Genomic DNA, 16,023 nt, shown 5'->3' with positions numbered 1-16,023 from the left:
AAAAAGCAAATTTACGGTTTTAAATTTAATTAGGGCATAAGGTTCTATCAGCAGTATTTTACTTTTTAATTGTAATGGGTAAAACGTAAGTTGATCTAACGATTTTGTTTTTTAGTTTTCCAGGAATCCACTTTGGAGTTTTTTCTAAAATTCCGATAATATCTTTTTCACTTGCTGACGTTGTATTTTCAAGTATTTTAAAATTGCTAAGACTTCCGTCGCCTTCAATTACAAATAAAACGGATATTTCTCCTTGTTTTGCTGTGATAAGATTTTTTGAAAAATTAGAATTGAATTTTTTTATTCCATTTTTTGGAACAGCTGCAATGTCTAAATCATTTGAATTATAAATAATTCCGTAATGTCCAGATTGAGGTTCTTCTTGTTCAGATTGAGAATGTTCTTCGGCGTTAAGTTTGTCTATAGGCATCAAAATAATTCCAGTAGTAGCATGTTGTTCTGGTTTGACATCTTCTACAACTTCAATTGTATCTATTTTTTTCTTATTTCCGTCTTTGTCTTGACAACTAAATAATGTAGTACCCATAGCTATAAAAAGTGCTAATAAAAACATTTTTTGATAATGGATTTGGCTGTGTAATATTTGAGATGGAATCTGAATATTTATTTCGCTTAACTGTTCACTTTTAAGTCTTCCACAGACATTTTTATGTGAAATAAAATACTGCTGAATTTCCTCCGGAAGCATTGCCGTGAAATCAACAACAGTTTTAGAACAACTTAAACAAAAACGACCATTATCTGTTGGCGACATTTTATCCCAGTTCTCGTGGCAAGGTTCAGGAATTGTTATTTTGTAATTTCTTTCCATTTTTTGAATATCAGAATTTAAATGTAATAAAAAATAAGTATGAAAACCTTATTTTTGCAATTATGATAAATCCCTTCACCGACGAATATTTTATGAAAAAAGCTTTACAGGAAGCTGAAATAGCTTTTGAGAAAGGCGAAATTCCTGTTGGTGCCATAATTGTTGTTGCTGACAGAGTAATTGCAAGCAGCCATAATTTAACCGAACTGTTAAATGATGTTACGGCTCATGCCGAAATGCAGTCAATAACAGCCGCTGCTAACTTTCTTGGCGGTAAATATTTAAAAGATTGTACTTTATATGTTACGCTTGAACCTTGCCAAATGTGCGCAGGTGCTTTGTATTGGAGTCAGATTTCGAAAATTGTTTTTGGCGCTCGTGACGAACAACGTGGTTTTATGGCCATGGGAACAAAATTGCACCCTAAAACTACTGTGGTTTCCGGGATTATGGCAAATGAAGCTGCAGATTTGATGAAACGTTTTTTTGTTGAAAGACGTAAGTAAATTCAATAATTATGACATATTTCCCAATAATAAAAAGCTTATTTCATATTACAGAACCTAATGGATTTTCTGATGATGAAATTCAACTAATTAAAAATATCTTCGGCAATCTTCCTCAGGTATTTGTTGATTATTATAAGGAATTAGGAAAAGTTCAAAATTTAAATCATACTCAGGATTTATTAATTGTACCGGAACGTTTTCAATATTATAAACACAATGATTATTTGATATTTTATTCTGAAAATCAGAAAGCTTGTGTTTGGGGAATTCATAAAGATGATTTATCAAAATCTGATCCGCCGGTTTATATGAGTTTTGATGAAAAGGAATGGAATCTGGAAACAGAGAAATTATCAGATTTTTTTACTGCAATGGCTTTTCTTCAGGCCGGTTTTGGATTAGAATTTGCCGGTAATACATTTTATGAATTAGAGCAGCACGATCTGGATTTTATCATCAAAAATTTCTCAGACAAAGGAGTGTCATTTAAACAATGGCTTGAGGGAATTAAATTTTATGGAAACCATGATGATGATGTAATTATAATTCTGGGTGGTAACCAAATGTTTTACGCGGCAAATTCTCAAGAACATTTTACTGATCTGGATGAGGCATTATCTAAACTTGGAGAGTTACTTTAATAATTCTGCTTTTGTTGTATTAGAATAAATACGCCATATAAAGGCATACAAATAAAATGAATCCGTTAAAACAGACAATATTATAAAATGTATTTTCAGAACAACCTTTTTTTAACAGCAGTATTTTTAGACTTACTGCTATTGAAAGAAGAAGTACAGTACAAGAATAAATGTGGATTCCGTTAGGATTTAAACCATTAACTAGATATTTTGAATAATCTTCATCTTTTGATTTAACTTCTGAAACACTTTTTAATAAAAATGAATATTCAATTTCTACTTCATTTTCCTCTATAAGGAAATTTTTGGTTGAAAAAGAGTGTTCTTTTTTAGTGTAGTAGTTATATGAAACCGTTTCCTTGTCTTTTCCATATCTGCTTTTTCTTGCTCTATTAGTTGAATAAGAAATAAGAATGTCTTTGGTTTTAGTCTTTGGTAGTAAATAAAAATCTATAAATAATAAAGAAATTAAAAAGGTTAATACCAATAGACTATTAATTACAAATTTTTTATTTCTTATAATAAATTCATTTTGGGAGGAATATTTTTGTGAATTGTTTGACATCATATAAAAGTTAAATCGTACGAAATATAATACATTTATTGTTTGATTTCATGCAAAACTTCAACAAAAGTTAAATAATTATTGTTAGAGAATTTTCTTCTTAAAGGAAGAAGAAAATATTTTACATTTATCATAGTTTTATTTGTAATTTGCTATTATCGCTTACAACGGTAAATCGAACTAAAATTGTAATTTGCTAACCATTAACTCTAAATGAAATTGAAAAAAAAAGGATTAATTCTCGTGTTTTGTGTGTTTTTTATTTTTCAATCTTGCGGTAGAAAATCAGCTGCCGATTTTAATTCCGATTTTTCACTATTCAAAGAGTATATTGTTAGTTTTACGGGAGGAATCGTCTCTTCAGAATCTGATATTCGGGTGGTTTTAGCATTCGATAAAAAAGACTGGAAAGTCAATCAGGTTCTAGACAGTGATTTGCTTGATATTTCGCCAAGTGTCGACGGAAAAGTTGTTGCGCTCTCCAGCAATACTCTTGCTTTTATTCCGGAGAAAAAATTAAAACCCGGAACAGAATATCAGGTTACTTTAAACTTAGATAAACTAATCACGATTCCGAAAGAGAAAGAAAAGGAACTCTCAAAATTTAACTTTACGGTAAAAACAATCAAGCAGGATTTTACTATAAATACAGCAGATATTCAGTCGTATAGTAAAGAATACCAATATTTGAACTGTGTCTTAAAAACAGCAGACAATATTGATGTTGAAACGGCTGTAAAATTAGTTTCGGCAAGTCAGAAAGGAAACAACCTTAAAATTAAATTCGAAAAAAAATCAGGCTCTGCTAAGGAATTCAATTTTATAATTGATAGTATTCAGCGCTACGATGAAGCAACCAATCTTGAAATTGCCTATGACGGAAACGATTTTGATATTGATCAGAAGGGACAATTAGATTATGCAATTTCGAGCATAAACGAATTTAAAATAGTAAAAGTTGATGTTCCGGAAGGAAGTAATCAGTCGGTTTTAATTAATTTTTCAGAGCCATTACAAAAAGGACAGGATTTTAAAGGTTTGGTTTCAATCCAGAATACCAATAACTTAAAATTTTCTACACAAGGAAACGTACTAAAAGTTTATTTTACTAATGAAGCTCCGGCTAAAAAAGACGTTCCTGCCCCGGTTGTGGTAGAAGAGACAGATTATTCAAGTGTTGATTCTACTTCGGTTACTGTTGATTCTGCTGCGGTTGCTGTTGATTCAGTTGCTGAAGATGTCGTTGAGGTTGTTCCTGATCAAGAACCTGAGCCCGTACTTACCGGAGAATTGCTTCTGGAAGTTTTTGAAGGTATCGAAAGTCAATACGGAAAAAAAATGGACTCGAACTATACCGAGAAAATTACTTTTGACCAAATAAAACCAAGTGTTCGTTTTATTAAAAACGGAACAATTTTGCCAAGTTCAAATAATTTAAAGCTGAATTTTGAAGCTGTAAACTTAAGTGCCGTTGATGTAAAGGTATATAAAATTTACAAAAATAATATTCTTCAGTTTCTTCAATATAATGAATTAAACGGAAGCCAGAATCTTAAAAAAGTAGCACAGCCCATTGCTAAAACAACGCTTAAATTAAATGAAAGCGGCTTAATAACTCCAAGTAAATGGAATACGTTTGCCCTGGATCTATCTAAAATAATAACGCCGGAACCGGGAGCAATTTACAGGGTAGAATTTGTTTATAAAAAGAAATATTCGCTCTATAAATGCGAAACATCAGATACGGATCAGAATAATGAAGACGAAGACGAAGTAGATGAAAATGATGTAAACTACAGCGGAAACTCCTACGATGATTATGACTATGATTATGAAGGTTATGACTGGAGAGAAAGCGAAAATCCGTGTACAAACTCATATTATTATAATGCAAAAATTGCTACCAATATTCTTGCTACAGATTTAGGAGTTATTGCCAAAAGAGGAGAGAATAAATCTTATTTATTTGCCGTAAATAATATTGTAACGACAGAACCTGTTTCAAATGCAAGGGTTGATTTGTATACTTATCAGCAACAAAAAATAACGACCGGAGCGACAAACAGTGACGGAATTGCTTCTTTTCAGTTGGATAAATTCGCTTATTTTGCAATCGTTACTTTGGGCGATCAATCGACGTATGTAAAACTGGATGACGGACTTTCTTTGTCTGTGAGTAATTTTGATGTTGCCGGTGAGACTTTACAAAAAGGGTTAAAAGGATTTATATACGGGGAACGTGGCGTTTGGCGTCCGGGCGATAATTTGTATTTGTCGTTTATATTAAATGATGCATCGAATAAGTTACCAAAATCACATCCTATAAAATTTAGATTAAATGACCCGAGCGGTAAAACAACGTATCAAACCATTCAGAAAACGAACGATTTAAACCATTATTCTTTTATAGTTCCAACAAGTGCTGAAGCGCCAACAGGAAATTGGGAAGCTATGATAAGTGTTGGTGGAGCTAAATTTTATAAGAGTATTAAAATTGAGACCATCAAGCCGAATCGTTTAAAAATAAAGAATAATTTCTCCAGAAAGACACTTTCATCTTCTTATCCAAATACAAGTAATCTGGAAGTTACATGGCTTCATGGTGCAATTGCGAAAAATCTGAATGTAGAAATGCAGGCTAAATTTTCGCAACAAGCAACAACATTTAAAGGATATGAGAAATTTACTTTTGATGATATTGTACGACAATTTAGTACCGAGGAAATTAATGTTTTCTCAGGAAAATTAAATGAAAATGGGAAAGCAACCGTAAATATTGAACCTAAATTACAAGGTCAGGCTCCGGGAATGCTTCGTGCATCATTCATTACAAAAGTATATGAAGAAGGAGGAGATTTTAGTACAGATGTTATTTCAACAACTTATTCTCCGTATAAAACTTATGTGGGTATAAAAGCTCCGGAACTTAATAAGTACAATATGTTGGAAACCAGGACTAATAATCGTTTTGATATTGTTACGGTTGATGAAAACGGAAGACCAAAATCAGTCAATGGCCTTGAAGTAAAAGTTTTTAAAGTCGATTGGCGTTGGTGGTGGGATGCTTCGAATGATAATCTGTCAAATTATAATTCTTCGAATGCAACCACTTCATATAAAACCTTTGTAATCAATACAGATTCGAACGGAAAAGGAAGTATTCAGTTTTCTTTGACAGATGAAGAATGGGGGCGTTATTTAATTCGCGTTTCAGACGATACAAATGGTCATGCAACAGCTTTGACAGTAAATATCGATTGGCCAATTTGGTCCGGAAAAACACGCAACAGAGATGCTTCAACAGCTAATATGTTAGTGTTCTCGACCGATAAGAAAAATTATGCAGTGGGAGAAAAAGCGCAAATATCTTTTCCTTCAAGTGAAGGCGGCCGTGCTTTAATTTCAATCGAAAATGGTTCAAGAGTTGTGCAGACATTATGGGCTAAAACAAAACAAGGAGAGACTAAAGTCGAAGTTCCTATAACAGCAGCAATGGCGCCAAACGTGTATTTTAATATTACACTTTTACAGCCTCATGCATCGACTAAAAATGATTCGCCTATTCGTATGTACGGTATCGTACCTATCGAAGTAGTGGATAAAAACACTATTCTCGCGCCTACACTCTCAATGCCTGACGTGCTAAAACCAGAACAGACATTTACTGTAAAAGCAGGAGAGAAAACAGGCAAGGAAATGACCTATACTATTGCGGTTGTTGATGAAGGTTTGCTGGATTTAACTCGTTTTAAAACGCCAAATGCCTGGGATAGTTTCTATGTTCGTGAAGCCTTAGGAGTAAAAACATGGGATATTTATGATGATGTTATTGGTGCTTATGGCGGAAAAATAAATCAGATTTTCAGTATTGGTGGAGATCAGGATTTAGGTGGTGGAAAAGCTAAAAAAGCCAATCGTTTTAAACCGGTTGTATTGTATTATGGACCATTTAAATTAGAAAAAGGACAAACGAAATCACATCAGTTAAAATTACCAAAATATATTGGTTCTGTTCGAACTATGATTGTCGCAGGTGATGCAAACACAAGCGCATACGGAAGTGTAGAAAAAGCAACTCCGGTTCGTAGTCCGTTGATGGTTTTGGCTTCATTACCAAGAAAGATATCACCATCAGAGAAAGTAACAATTCCTGTAACCGTTTTTGCAACAGAAAATAAGATTAAAAACGTTTCGATTCAAATTAAAACAAGTGCAGGATTAAAAGTAATGGGAAGTGCAACTCAAAAATTGACTTTTGCACAACCTGATGAAAAAATGGCTTATTTTAATCTTGTAGTAGGATCTGCAACCGGCATTGCGAAAGTTCAGGTTATTGCAACTTCTGGAAGTGAGAAATCAGTTTATGATGTCGAAATTGATATGACGAACCCAAATCCGGTTACGAGTACTTTTACAGATATTATTTTACCTCCAAACGCTACAAAAACAGTTTCATGGAAAACCTTTGGAGTGTCCGGAAGCAATAAAGCGAGATTGGAAGTTTCGTCAATGCCAACCATTAATCTAAACGGAAGATTGCAATTTCTTATTCAATATCCACATGGATGTGTAGAGCAAACGACTTCATCTGTTTTTCCTCAGTTATTTCTGGATGATGTGGTTGATCTGGATGCAAATCGTAAAACTCTAATTCAAAAAAATATCACAGCAGGAATTACCAGATTAGGAAGTTTTCAATTGTCGAACGGAGGATTGCCATATTGGCAAGGTAACACGATCGCTGATGATTGGGGAACTTCGTATGCGGGACATTTCCTGATAGAAGCAGAGAAAAAAGGATATGTTTTACCAATAAACTTCAAATCAAAATGGACTTCTTATCAACAAAAAGAAGCAAAACAATGGCGCTTTGAACAAAAATATGGAAATGATCTCGCTCAGGCTTATAGATTATACACGCTGGCTTTAGCAGGAAATGCTGATTTATCTTCAATGAACAGATTGCGCGAGACAAAAGGAATTTCGAACGAAAGTAAGCTTCGTTTGGCAGCAGCATATGTTTTAGCAGGTCAAAAATCAGCAGGACAAAATCTATTGTTGCAAACCAGTATTGATAATGAATCGAGTGATTATAATTATTACTATTATGGCTCAGGCGAAAGAAACAGAGCAATGGCCCTGGAAACTATGTTGCTTTTAGGACAAAAACAAAAAGCATTTACAATGGCTTCGAAATTAGCCAAAGAAATGTCTAATAATCAATGGATGAGTACACAAACAACCGCTTATTGTTTGTATGCAATGTCAAAATTTGCAGCTGGTAATGGTCCAAAAGGAATTAATATTCAATTTAGTAAAAACGGAAAAGGTGAAACTATAAATACTCAAAAAACAATTGCAGACAGAAGTCTGGTTGTTCAAACGGGTTCTAATAGTATTACTTTAAAAAACAATAAAAGCAATACAATCTATGTTCGTGTTTTAAATACCGGAATACTGCCAATTGGGCAAGAAAATGTGATTCAGAGCGATGTTTCGGCAGCTATTGTTTTCAAAAACAGAAAAGGAGGAACCGTAAATGTTTCGAAAATAAATCAGGGAACCGAATTTATTGCAGAGGTAACTATTAGAAATCAAAGAAATGAAGGGGTTCAGAATGTAGCATTGTCGCAAATTTTGCCTTCAGGTTTCGAAATTGTAAATACGCGTTTTACAGATTATGGAGATGCAACAAACAATATTGCCGATTACATTGACATTCGCGATGACAGAACTAATTTCTATTTTGGATTAAAAGCGGGAGAGACAAAAGTTTTCAGAATCCTGCTAAACGCATCGTATTTAGGGAATTATTATTTACCGGGACTGCAATGTGAAGCGATGTACGATAATACATTCCTGGCCAGAACAAAAGGTTTTTGGGTTGAGGTGGTGAAATAAAATATATGGCCCACGGGTTTTACGGATTAAACGGATGTTCACAGATTAAATTTAATTTGTTACGATCCAAATAAAAAAAGATCCGTGCGAACCAGTTCAATCTGTATAACCCGTGGGCTAAAACTAAAAGCTTTGAAAAATAAATTAATAGCGTTCTCTCAACGCATTATAAATTGGATTAAAAAGAATAAAATAAAATCAGCAATTGCATTTCTGTTCTTGCTGATTTATTATTTCTCTATACCCCGAACGTTGTTTCAGGAACCATATTCTACCGTTATCGAGAGTAAAGAAGGAGAATTATTAGGAGCTAAAATTGCTCGTGACGGACAATGGCGTTTTCCTGCGCAAGACAGTGTGCCAGATAAATTCAAAAAATGTATTGTTTATTTTGAAGACGAATACTTTTATAAACATCCGGGTTTTAATCCGGTTGCGATGGTAAATGCGATCAAACAAAATAGAAAAGCGGGTAAAGTAGTTCGAGGAGGAAGTACATTAACGCAACAAGTGATCCGACTATCCCGAAAAGGAAAAGGAAGAACGTATTTCGAAAAAGTGATAGAAATTATCATGGCAACGCGATTAGAATTAGGGTATTCTAAAAACGAAATTCTGGAGTTATACGCTGCTCATGCCCCTTTTGGCGGGAATGTTGTAGGACTTGAAATGGCTTCATGGCGATATTTTGGCGTACAATCGAATCAATTGTCGTGGGCTGAGAATGCTACTTTAGCTGTTTTACCTAATGCGCCGAGTTTGATTTATCCGGGTAAAAATCAGATTAAGTTGTTGAATAAACGAAATAGGCTTTTACTAAAACTTCAGCAGGAAGGAATTATTGATAAACAAACATATGAGCTTGCCATCGAAGAACCATTGCCACAGAAACCATATAATTTACCTCAAATTGCACCGCATTTATTGCAAAGAGTGGCAAAAGAAGATGAAGGAACAAGAGTAAAAACTACTATTGATTATGCTTTACAAAACAGGGTGAATCAAATTGCCCGCTATTATTATAATCAATACAAACAGAATGAAGTAAATAATTTGGCGATTTTGGTTATTGATGTTTCAAATAGAAACGTAATGAGTTATGTTGGGAACGCACCTACAGATAAGGATCATCAAAAAGATGTAGATATTATTGATGCTCCAAGAAGTACCGGAAGTATCTTAAAACCTCTTTTATATGCTGCAATGTTAGACGATGGAGAGTTATTGCCAAATACGCTGATACCTGATATTCCAACACAAATTTCAGGATATACACCAGAGAATTTTAATCTTACTTTTGATGGAGCTGTGCCTGCGCACAGAGCTTTGTCACGATCATTGAATATTCCTGCCGTTTTGATGTTGCAGGATTTTGGAGTGAATAAATTTTATGAAGAATTGCAAAAATTCAAATTAAGAGATATTAATAAAACACCGGACCATTACGGATTATCGCTTATTCTGGGCGGTGCTGAAAGTAATTTGTGGGATTTATGCAGAACCTATGCTAATTTATCTTCTACGGTTAATTATTATACTAAAAATCAAGAGAAATATAGAACTAATGAATTTGCAGAACTTAATTACAGAAGCGATTTTGAGACTGATTTTGGTTCAGAAACAGATGAGAAGAATATATTAGGTGCCGGATCAGTTTGGTTAACCTATAACGCGATGGAAGAAGTAAACAGGCCGGAAGGAGACGAAGCCTGGAAATTTTATGACAGTTCCCTGAAAATTGCCTGGAAAACCGGAACTAGTTTTGGTAACAGAGATGCCTGGGCAATTGGCACAAATTCTAAATACGTAGTAGGTATTTGGGTAGGAAATGCTACAGGAGAAGGAAGGCCAACTTTAACAGGAGTTACAAGTTCCGCGCCAATTTTATTTGATGTTTTTAATCTATTACCAAGACAAAGATGGTTTCAAACGCCATATAAAGATCTGGATGAAGTTGAGGTGTGTCGTTTAAGTGGTTATTTAGCAAAAGAAGGCTGCCCTAAAATCAAGCAATGGGTTCCTAAAAAAGGAAAATCAACCGTAGTTTGTCCGTATCATAAAACCGTACATTTAGATAAAGCAGAAAAATTTCAGGTCAACAGCAGTTGCGAAAACATAGATAATATTGTGACTAAAAACTGGTTTGTTTTGCCTCCGGTAATGGCGTGGTATTATAAAAGCCAGCATATTGAGTATTTGCCCTTACCGCCTTTTAAGGAAGATTGTCAGGGAACACAAACCACAACAATGGATTTTATTTATCCAAAAGCAAACAGTAAAATATATCTAACAAAGAATTTCAATAGCCAGGTGCAGCCTGTAATTCTTAAGGTCGCTTATTCAGAAAGAGATAAGGAACTGTTTTGGTATGTTGATGATGTTTATAAAACAACAACTAAAACGTTTCACGAATTGCCTGTTACGCCAAGTTCAGGAACACATTATATCACGGTTGTAGATGCTTATGGAAATGAAATTAGAAGAAAAATAGAGATCGTAAGAGAATAAAATTCAGATTTGATTACATGATTTTGATTTGGGTATATACTTTTTGATTGCTTGAAAATCTGAAAGTCGCTCCAAAAGTAAAACCATTGATTACCGGAATTTTGTCTTTATTAAAAGATTGTGAATAACCAAAACCTAAATCTAAAAAATTTAAAAGTGTCGCTCCTGCTAAGGCATATGCATGTTTATCTGAAATACCACTTTTTATAAATAAGAATTTTTCAGTGTTATAGGATAAATGTAAATCAGGTAAGCCGTAGTAAGTATGATTATAAGAAGTGACTCCGAATCCTAATCCTAAAAATAATTTGTTTTTGCTTTCACAATCTAAGCAAAATTCCAGGCCTCCAATAAATTGATTTTTGCTTGCAATTTTATAGTCCAGATATAGAATTGGCCATTTTGGAAATTCAAATTTACTTTTATTGTAATTTTTATAATTAAAATCTCTTGAATCCAAAAGGTTATTATTCTCATCGTACCATTTTGCTTTTCCAACAAGATATTTGCCTTCGCTGTCTTCAGAATAGCCTTCAAATTGAAGTTTGTTATTTTTTAAATAATAATCATTAATTATGTAAAGTGAATCAGTAGCTGCTAATTTGTAACCAATTGCATTTTTAGTTTTTATTTTTACAGGCTTAGTTCTGTAATAAATAGCAGACTCTTTAATAGTGTTTTTCCAATTTTGATCAAAAAAAAGAGTATCATTTTGTGCAGAAGTATTAATTGTAAAAAGCATTAAAACGAACAGAATATAAAGAGACTTATTTTTAAAATAAGGTTTTGATGTGTTTAATAGCATTATAAGTATTGAGTATTTTGTTTGATTAAATATAAGAAAAGTATTTAAAAATAAATAATGTTCTTATGAAAACTAAGTGCTGGCGCGGATAGAAGTGAAAAATCCTTTTATTTTTTTTCTTTAGAAAAATAAAAGATTACTTCATTTAATTTTTATTTTAATTGGAGTTCAGTGAACTTCGTTTGAAAAGGATAGCTGGAAATTGTTCCTAAATAAAATTATTCGCCACGAATTGCACAAAATTCGACAAATTAATTCGTGTTCATTCGTGCAATTCGTGGCAAAAAAAAAGAAAAATAGTCACAAAAAAACCGCCAGTCTTTCGAGAGGCGGTTTTGATTTTTTATTCTGAAATAACATTTCCTTTTTTATCATAGAAATGGTATTCTAAGTACGTGTAAGCGTCACGAGGTATGATTTTCACCCATTTCTTATGTTCAAAAAACCATTTTGAACGTAATGATGGAAAACCTTTACTGAGGTATGCAGCCACAAACGGATGTACATTAAGTACAACACCCTTGTGGGTTTTTAAAATTCTGTCTAAATCAGATGCGATTTTATCAATGATTAAAATTGGCGCTTCAATTTCGCCATGTTCATTGTTTGGATCTTCTTCTCTAGTTTTAATATTAACTTCTGGTCTTACGCGTTGTCTGGTAATTTGAACTAAACCAAATTTACTAGGCGGTAAGATTTTATGCTTTGCTTTATCGTCGCTCATTTCTTCTCGCAAGAAGTCGAACAAGACTTTCCTGTTTTCAGGATTAGACATATCAATAAAATCAACTACGATTATCCCGCCCATATCACGCAAACGAAGTTGTCTGGCAATTTCAGCGGCAGCAATCATATTTACTTCCATGGCTGTGTCTTCCTGATTGGTTGCTTTATTCGAACGGTTTCCGCTGTTTACGTCTATAACGTGAAGAGCTTCAGTGTGTTCGATTATAAGATAAGCACCTTTGCTCATGGAAACGGTTCTTCCAAATGAAGTTTTGATTTGTCTCTCTATATTGTATTTCTCGAAAATTGGAGTGTCATTTGATTGATAAAACTTAACAATCGATTGTTTTGAAGGTGCAATTTCTTGCAGATATTCCTTCGTTTGATGGTACAACTCTTCGTCATCTATCTGAATACCACTAAAGGTATCGTTGAATACATCTCTTAATATCGAAGAAGCTCTGTTGAGCTCTCCTAATACTTTTGAAGGATGATGAGCAGTTGGTAATTTTTTACACATTGCAGTCCATCTGCCAAGCAGGTTCTGCAAATCTTTTTCTAATTCGGCTACGTTTTTGCCTTCGGCTACTGTGCGAACAATAACACCAAATCCTTTAGGTTTGATCGATAGAACAAGTTTTTTTAAACGATCCTTTTCTTTTTTGTCTTCTATTTTTTGAGAAATAGAAACACGGTCAGAAAACGGAACGAGAACAATAAATCTTCCTGCCAATGAAAGCTCAGCGCTTATCCTTGGACCTTTGGTCGATATAGGTTCTTTTACAACTTGAACTAAAACAGATTGATTGGCACTTAAAATATCAGTAATGATGCCATCTTTGTCAATCTCTTTTTCAAACTGAAAGGTTTTTAGGGAGAAATCTTTTATTTTACCTGCGCTTACAAGTTTTATGAATTTCAGTTGGGAAGCTAAGTTAGGTCCTAAATCGTGATAATGTAAAAAAGCATCTTTTTCGAAGCCTACATTTACAAAAGCAGCATTAAGACCAGCAACGGGTTTTCGTATTTTGGCAATAAAAATATCACCAACCTGAAAGTTGCTTTTCTCTTCTTCCTTGTGTAATTCAATTAGTTTTCCATCTTTTAATAAGGCAAAATCTACGGCTTCAGAACTAGATCTAATGATTAATTCTTTATTCACACTGTAAATTTTTATCTGTTTTTTCAGAAAATAGAGTATAGAGAATAGATTTTAGATTTTTTTAAATCTAAAATCTATACCGATAATTATCGGGACTAAGATCTAAAATCTTATTTACAGATGGATTAAACAATATTTTTTAACAGGTATTGAACCCGGGGGAATGTTAGTAAATAGTTTGCAGTATTAGTGAGCAGTTTTACGCTGCGGACTGTGACAGTTTACTGGGACTAAATTCCAATTTCAATGAACGTTTAAAAAGAAAAAAGTAGTTTAAAACTACTTTTTCTTTTTGTGACGGTTAGCTCTCGCTCTTTTTTTTCTTTTGTGCGTAGCTACCTTATGTCTCTTTCTTTTTTTACCACTTGGCATATCGTGTCGATTTTATGATTAATTAATATTATTTTGCTTCGTTATTCGTTTTTACTCCTTCCACAAAAACTTTTGCAGGTTTAAAAGCAGGAATGTTGTGTGCTGGAATTTTGATAGTAGTATTTTTAGAAATGTTTCTACCTGTTTTTTCAGCTCTGGTTTTTACGATAAAACTTCCGAAACCTCTTAGGTAAACATTGTCCCCAGTTTCTAATGAAGTTTTAACTTCTTCCATAAAAGTTTCTACTGTTGCTTGAACATCTCCTTTTTCAAGACCTAGTTTCTCTGAAATTTTCGCTACGATATCTGCTTTCGTCATTTTCTTTCCTATTTTATTTTTATAAATGGTGTACTATTTTTTTGAGTTTGCAAATATAGGAATTAAAAAAATAATTAATCAAGCTAATTCGTTAAATTTTAATTACATAAACATTTACTTTTGTATTCTAAGTATTTTGCAATGAATTTTTCTAACATATTGATAAAATGGTATTTACAAAACAAACGTGATTTACCATGGCGAAAAACGGCCAATCCATACCATATTTGGCTCTCAGAAATTATGTTGCAACAGACTAGAGTTGCGCAAGGAACGCCATATTTTTTTGCTTTTACGCAGGAATTTCCTACCGTATTTGATTTGGCAAATGCCTCAGAAGAGCAGGTTTTGAAACTTTGGCAGGGATTAGGGTATTATTCCCGAGCCAGAAATTTGCATAAAACGGCTCAATATGTCGCAAATGAGCTAAATGGAATTTTTCCTGAGAACTATGATGCACTATTAAAATTAAAAGGAGTTGGTGAATATACTGCAGCAGCAATTGCATCTTTTTCTTATAATGAAGCTGTTCCTGTTGTCGACGGAAATGTTTTTAGAGTGCTTTCGCGTTATTTTGATATAGAATCTGATATTGCTTTGCCGGCAACAAAGAAAGAATTTACAGCGCTCGCTTACGAATTAATGCCAAAAGATAATCCTGCAATATTTAATCAGGCTATAATGGAATTTGGTGCTTTGCAATGTGTGCCTAAAAGTCCTGATTGTTCTGTTTGTGTTTTTAATGAAAGTTGTGCAGCTTTGCAAAAAAAGAAAGTATCTGTTTTGCCGGTAAAATCTAAAAAACTTAAAGTAACAAACCGTTTCTTTAATTATCTTATTTTAGAAGATGTTTTGGGAAATACCTTAATTCAAAAAAGAACCGCTAAAGGAATCTGGCATAATTTATACGAGTTTCCTTTATTTGAAACTACTGAAATTGTAGGCTTTGATGTTGTTTCAGTAGCGGCTCAGAACGATTTTTTCTCTTCTTATACTATATTAAGTATAGAGGAATGTAGCGAAACAACTGTAATTCATAAACTCTCGCACCAACATCTTCATATCCAGTTTTGGAAAATTAAAATTGAAGAAATAATCGAAAACGGATTGAATACCAGTAAATTAAAAACATTTCCTTTTCCTATTGTGATTTATAATTTTATAGAAAAGCAGGAAATAAATTGCTAAAAAAAATGTATCTTTGGGGTAAATACCACTAAATAATTATGAACGGAACATTAAATAAAGTGATGCTAATTGGCCATTTGGGCGATGATGTGAAAATGCATTATTTTGATGGAGGAAATTGCATTGGACGTTTTCAGCTCGCTACAAATGAGGTTTATATCAATAAAACGACCAACGAAAAAATAACTTCAACGGAGTGGCATAATTTAGTTGTGCGTAATAAAGCCGCCGAAATTTGCGAAAAATACCTTTCTAAAGGAGATAAAATCTATATAGAAGGGCGTATAAAATCGCGTCAATGGCAGGCAGAAGATGGTACAACGAAATATACAACTGAGATTCAGGTAACAGAGTTTACTTTCTTGACTACCAAAAAAGAAACTGGAAATCATAAACCGCATCAGGAATCAGAATCAGCAAAAAACACTAACTTTGATGCGACAAATGAAGGTTTACCTGTAAATGATTTACCTTTTTGATTGTTTAACTAATCTT

At 33.4% G+C, this 16,023-nt stretch carries 11 protein-coding genes; 6 read left to right on the top strand and 5 right to left on the bottom strand.

Translation table 11 applies throughout. The features are described 5' to 3' along the window. Positions 1–58: 58 nt before the first annotated feature. Positions 59–832: a hypothetical protein gene (locus RC62_RS16160; RefSeq protein ID WP_055097057.1), complete on the bottom strand. Its 774-nt coding sequence runs from the start codon at positions 830–832 to the stop codon at positions 59–61. 62 nt (positions 833–894) lie between these two features. Here RC62_RS16160 and RC62_RS16155 point away from each other — a divergent pair, with 62 nt between their 5' ends. Further along, on the top strand, positions 895–1,338 hold the full coding sequence (locus RC62_RS16155; protein WP_055097744.1) for a nucleoside deaminase: 444 nt from the start codon (positions 895–897) through the stop codon (positions 1,336–1,338). A gap of 11 nt (positions 1,339–1,349) precedes the next feature. Next, the gene (locus RC62_RS16150; RefSeq protein WP_055097055.1) at positions 1,350–1,982 is read left to right on the top strand and encodes a hypothetical protein; all 633 of its coding nucleotides are present in this window, start codon (positions 1,350–1,352) and stop codon (positions 1,980–1,982) included. Positions 1,983–2,001: 19 nt separating this feature from the next. Here RC62_RS16150 and RC62_RS16145 read toward each other — a convergent pair whose 3' ends face one another. After that, positions 2,002–2,547: a hypothetical protein gene (locus RC62_RS16145; protein ID WP_055097053.1), complete on the bottom strand. Its 546-nt coding sequence runs from the start codon at positions 2,545–2,547 to the stop codon at positions 2,002–2,004. 219 nt (positions 2,548–2,766) lie between these two features. Between RC62_RS16145 and RC62_RS16140 the strand changes: the two genes are divergently transcribed. Then, on the top strand, positions 2,767–8,448 hold the full coding sequence (locus RC62_RS16140; protein WP_055097742.1) for an alpha-2-macroglobulin family protein: 5,682 nt from the start codon (positions 2,767–2,769) through the stop codon (positions 8,446–8,448). 132 nt (positions 8,449–8,580) lie between these two features. Beyond that, a complete protein-coding gene (gene pbpC, locus RC62_RS16135; RefSeq protein WP_055097050.1) occupies positions 8,581–10,956 on the top strand; it encodes a penicillin-binding protein 1C in 2,376 nt (791 codons plus the stop codon). Between the two features lie 13 nt (positions 10,957–10,969). Here the strand turns inward: pbpC and RC62_RS16130 are convergent, their stop codons facing one another. The 3 genes from RC62_RS16130 to RC62_RS16120 form a co-directional block, all read right to left on the bottom strand. Continuing rightward, positions 10,970–11,761, bottom strand: coding sequence for a hypothetical protein (locus RC62_RS16130; protein ID WP_055097047.1), 792 nt, complete (start codon positions 11,759–11,761; stop codon positions 10,970–10,972). A 343-nt stretch (positions 11,762–12,104) separates the two neighbouring features. Continuing rightward, positions 12,105–13,649 (bottom strand): ribonuclease E/G, encoded by a 1,545-nt coding sequence (locus RC62_RS16125; protein ID WP_055097045.1) that lies wholly within the window; start codon positions 13,647–13,649, stop codon positions 12,105–12,107. 400 nt (positions 13,650–14,049) lie between these two features. Continuing rightward, a complete protein-coding gene (locus RC62_RS16120; protein WP_007805026.1) occupies positions 14,050–14,340 on the bottom strand; it encodes an HU family DNA-binding protein in 291 nt (96 codons plus the stop codon). 141 nt (positions 14,341–14,481) lie between these two features. Here RC62_RS16120 and mutY point away from each other — a divergent pair, with 141 nt between their 5' ends. Continuing rightward, positions 14,482–15,528, top strand: a complete 1,047-nt coding sequence (gene mutY, locus RC62_RS16115; protein ID WP_055097043.1) for an A/G-specific adenine glycosylase — start codon at positions 14,482–14,484, stop codon at positions 15,526–15,528. 38 nt (positions 15,529–15,566) lie between these two features. Next, positions 15,567–16,007 (top strand): single-stranded DNA-binding protein, encoded by a 441-nt coding sequence (locus RC62_RS16110; RefSeq protein WP_055097040.1) that lies wholly within the window; start codon positions 15,567–15,569, stop codon positions 16,005–16,007. The last annotated feature ends 16 nt before the right edge of the window (positions 16,008–16,023 follow it).

This window comes from Flavobacterium aquidurense, assembly GCF_001404985.1.
GTDB classification, from domain to species: domain Bacteria; phylum Bacteroidota; class Bacteroidia; order Flavobacteriales; family Flavobacteriaceae; genus Flavobacterium; species Flavobacterium aquidurense_B.
The sequence above is the reverse complement of the archived record's forward strand: the minus strand, read 5'-3'. Positions and strand labels throughout refer to the sequence as shown.

Excerpts from the sequence above, each read along its gene's own strand:
- RC62_RS16160 (WP_055097057.1), bottom strand. The coding sequence starts at position 832 with ATGGAAAGAAATTACAAAATAACAATTCCTGAACCTTGCCACGAGAAC.
- RC62_RS16155 (WP_055097744.1), top strand. The coding sequence starts at position 895 with ATGATAAATCCCTTCACCGACGAATATTTTATGAAAAAAGCTTTACAG.
- RC62_RS16150 (WP_055097055.1), top strand. The coding sequence starts at position 1,350 with ATGACATATTTCCCAATAATAAAAAGCTTATTTCATATTACAGAACCT.
- RC62_RS16145 (WP_055097053.1), bottom strand. The coding sequence starts at position 2,547 with ATGTCAAACAATTCACAAAAATATTCCTCCCAAAATGAATTTATTATA.
- RC62_RS16130 (WP_055097047.1), bottom strand. The coding sequence starts at position 11,761 with ATGCTATTAAACACATCAAAACCTTATTTTAAAAATAAGTCTCTTTAT.
- RC62_RS16120 (WP_007805026.1), bottom strand. The coding sequence starts at position 14,340 with ATGACGAAAGCAGATATCGTAGCGAAAATTTCAGAGAAACTAGGTCTT.
- mutY (WP_055097043.1), top strand. The coding sequence starts at position 14,482 with ATGAATTTTTCTAACATATTGATAAAATGGTATTTACAAAACAAACGT.
- RC62_RS16110 (WP_055097040.1), top strand. The coding sequence starts at position 15,567 with ATGAACGGAACATTAAATAAAGTGATGCTAATTGGCCATTTGGGCGAT.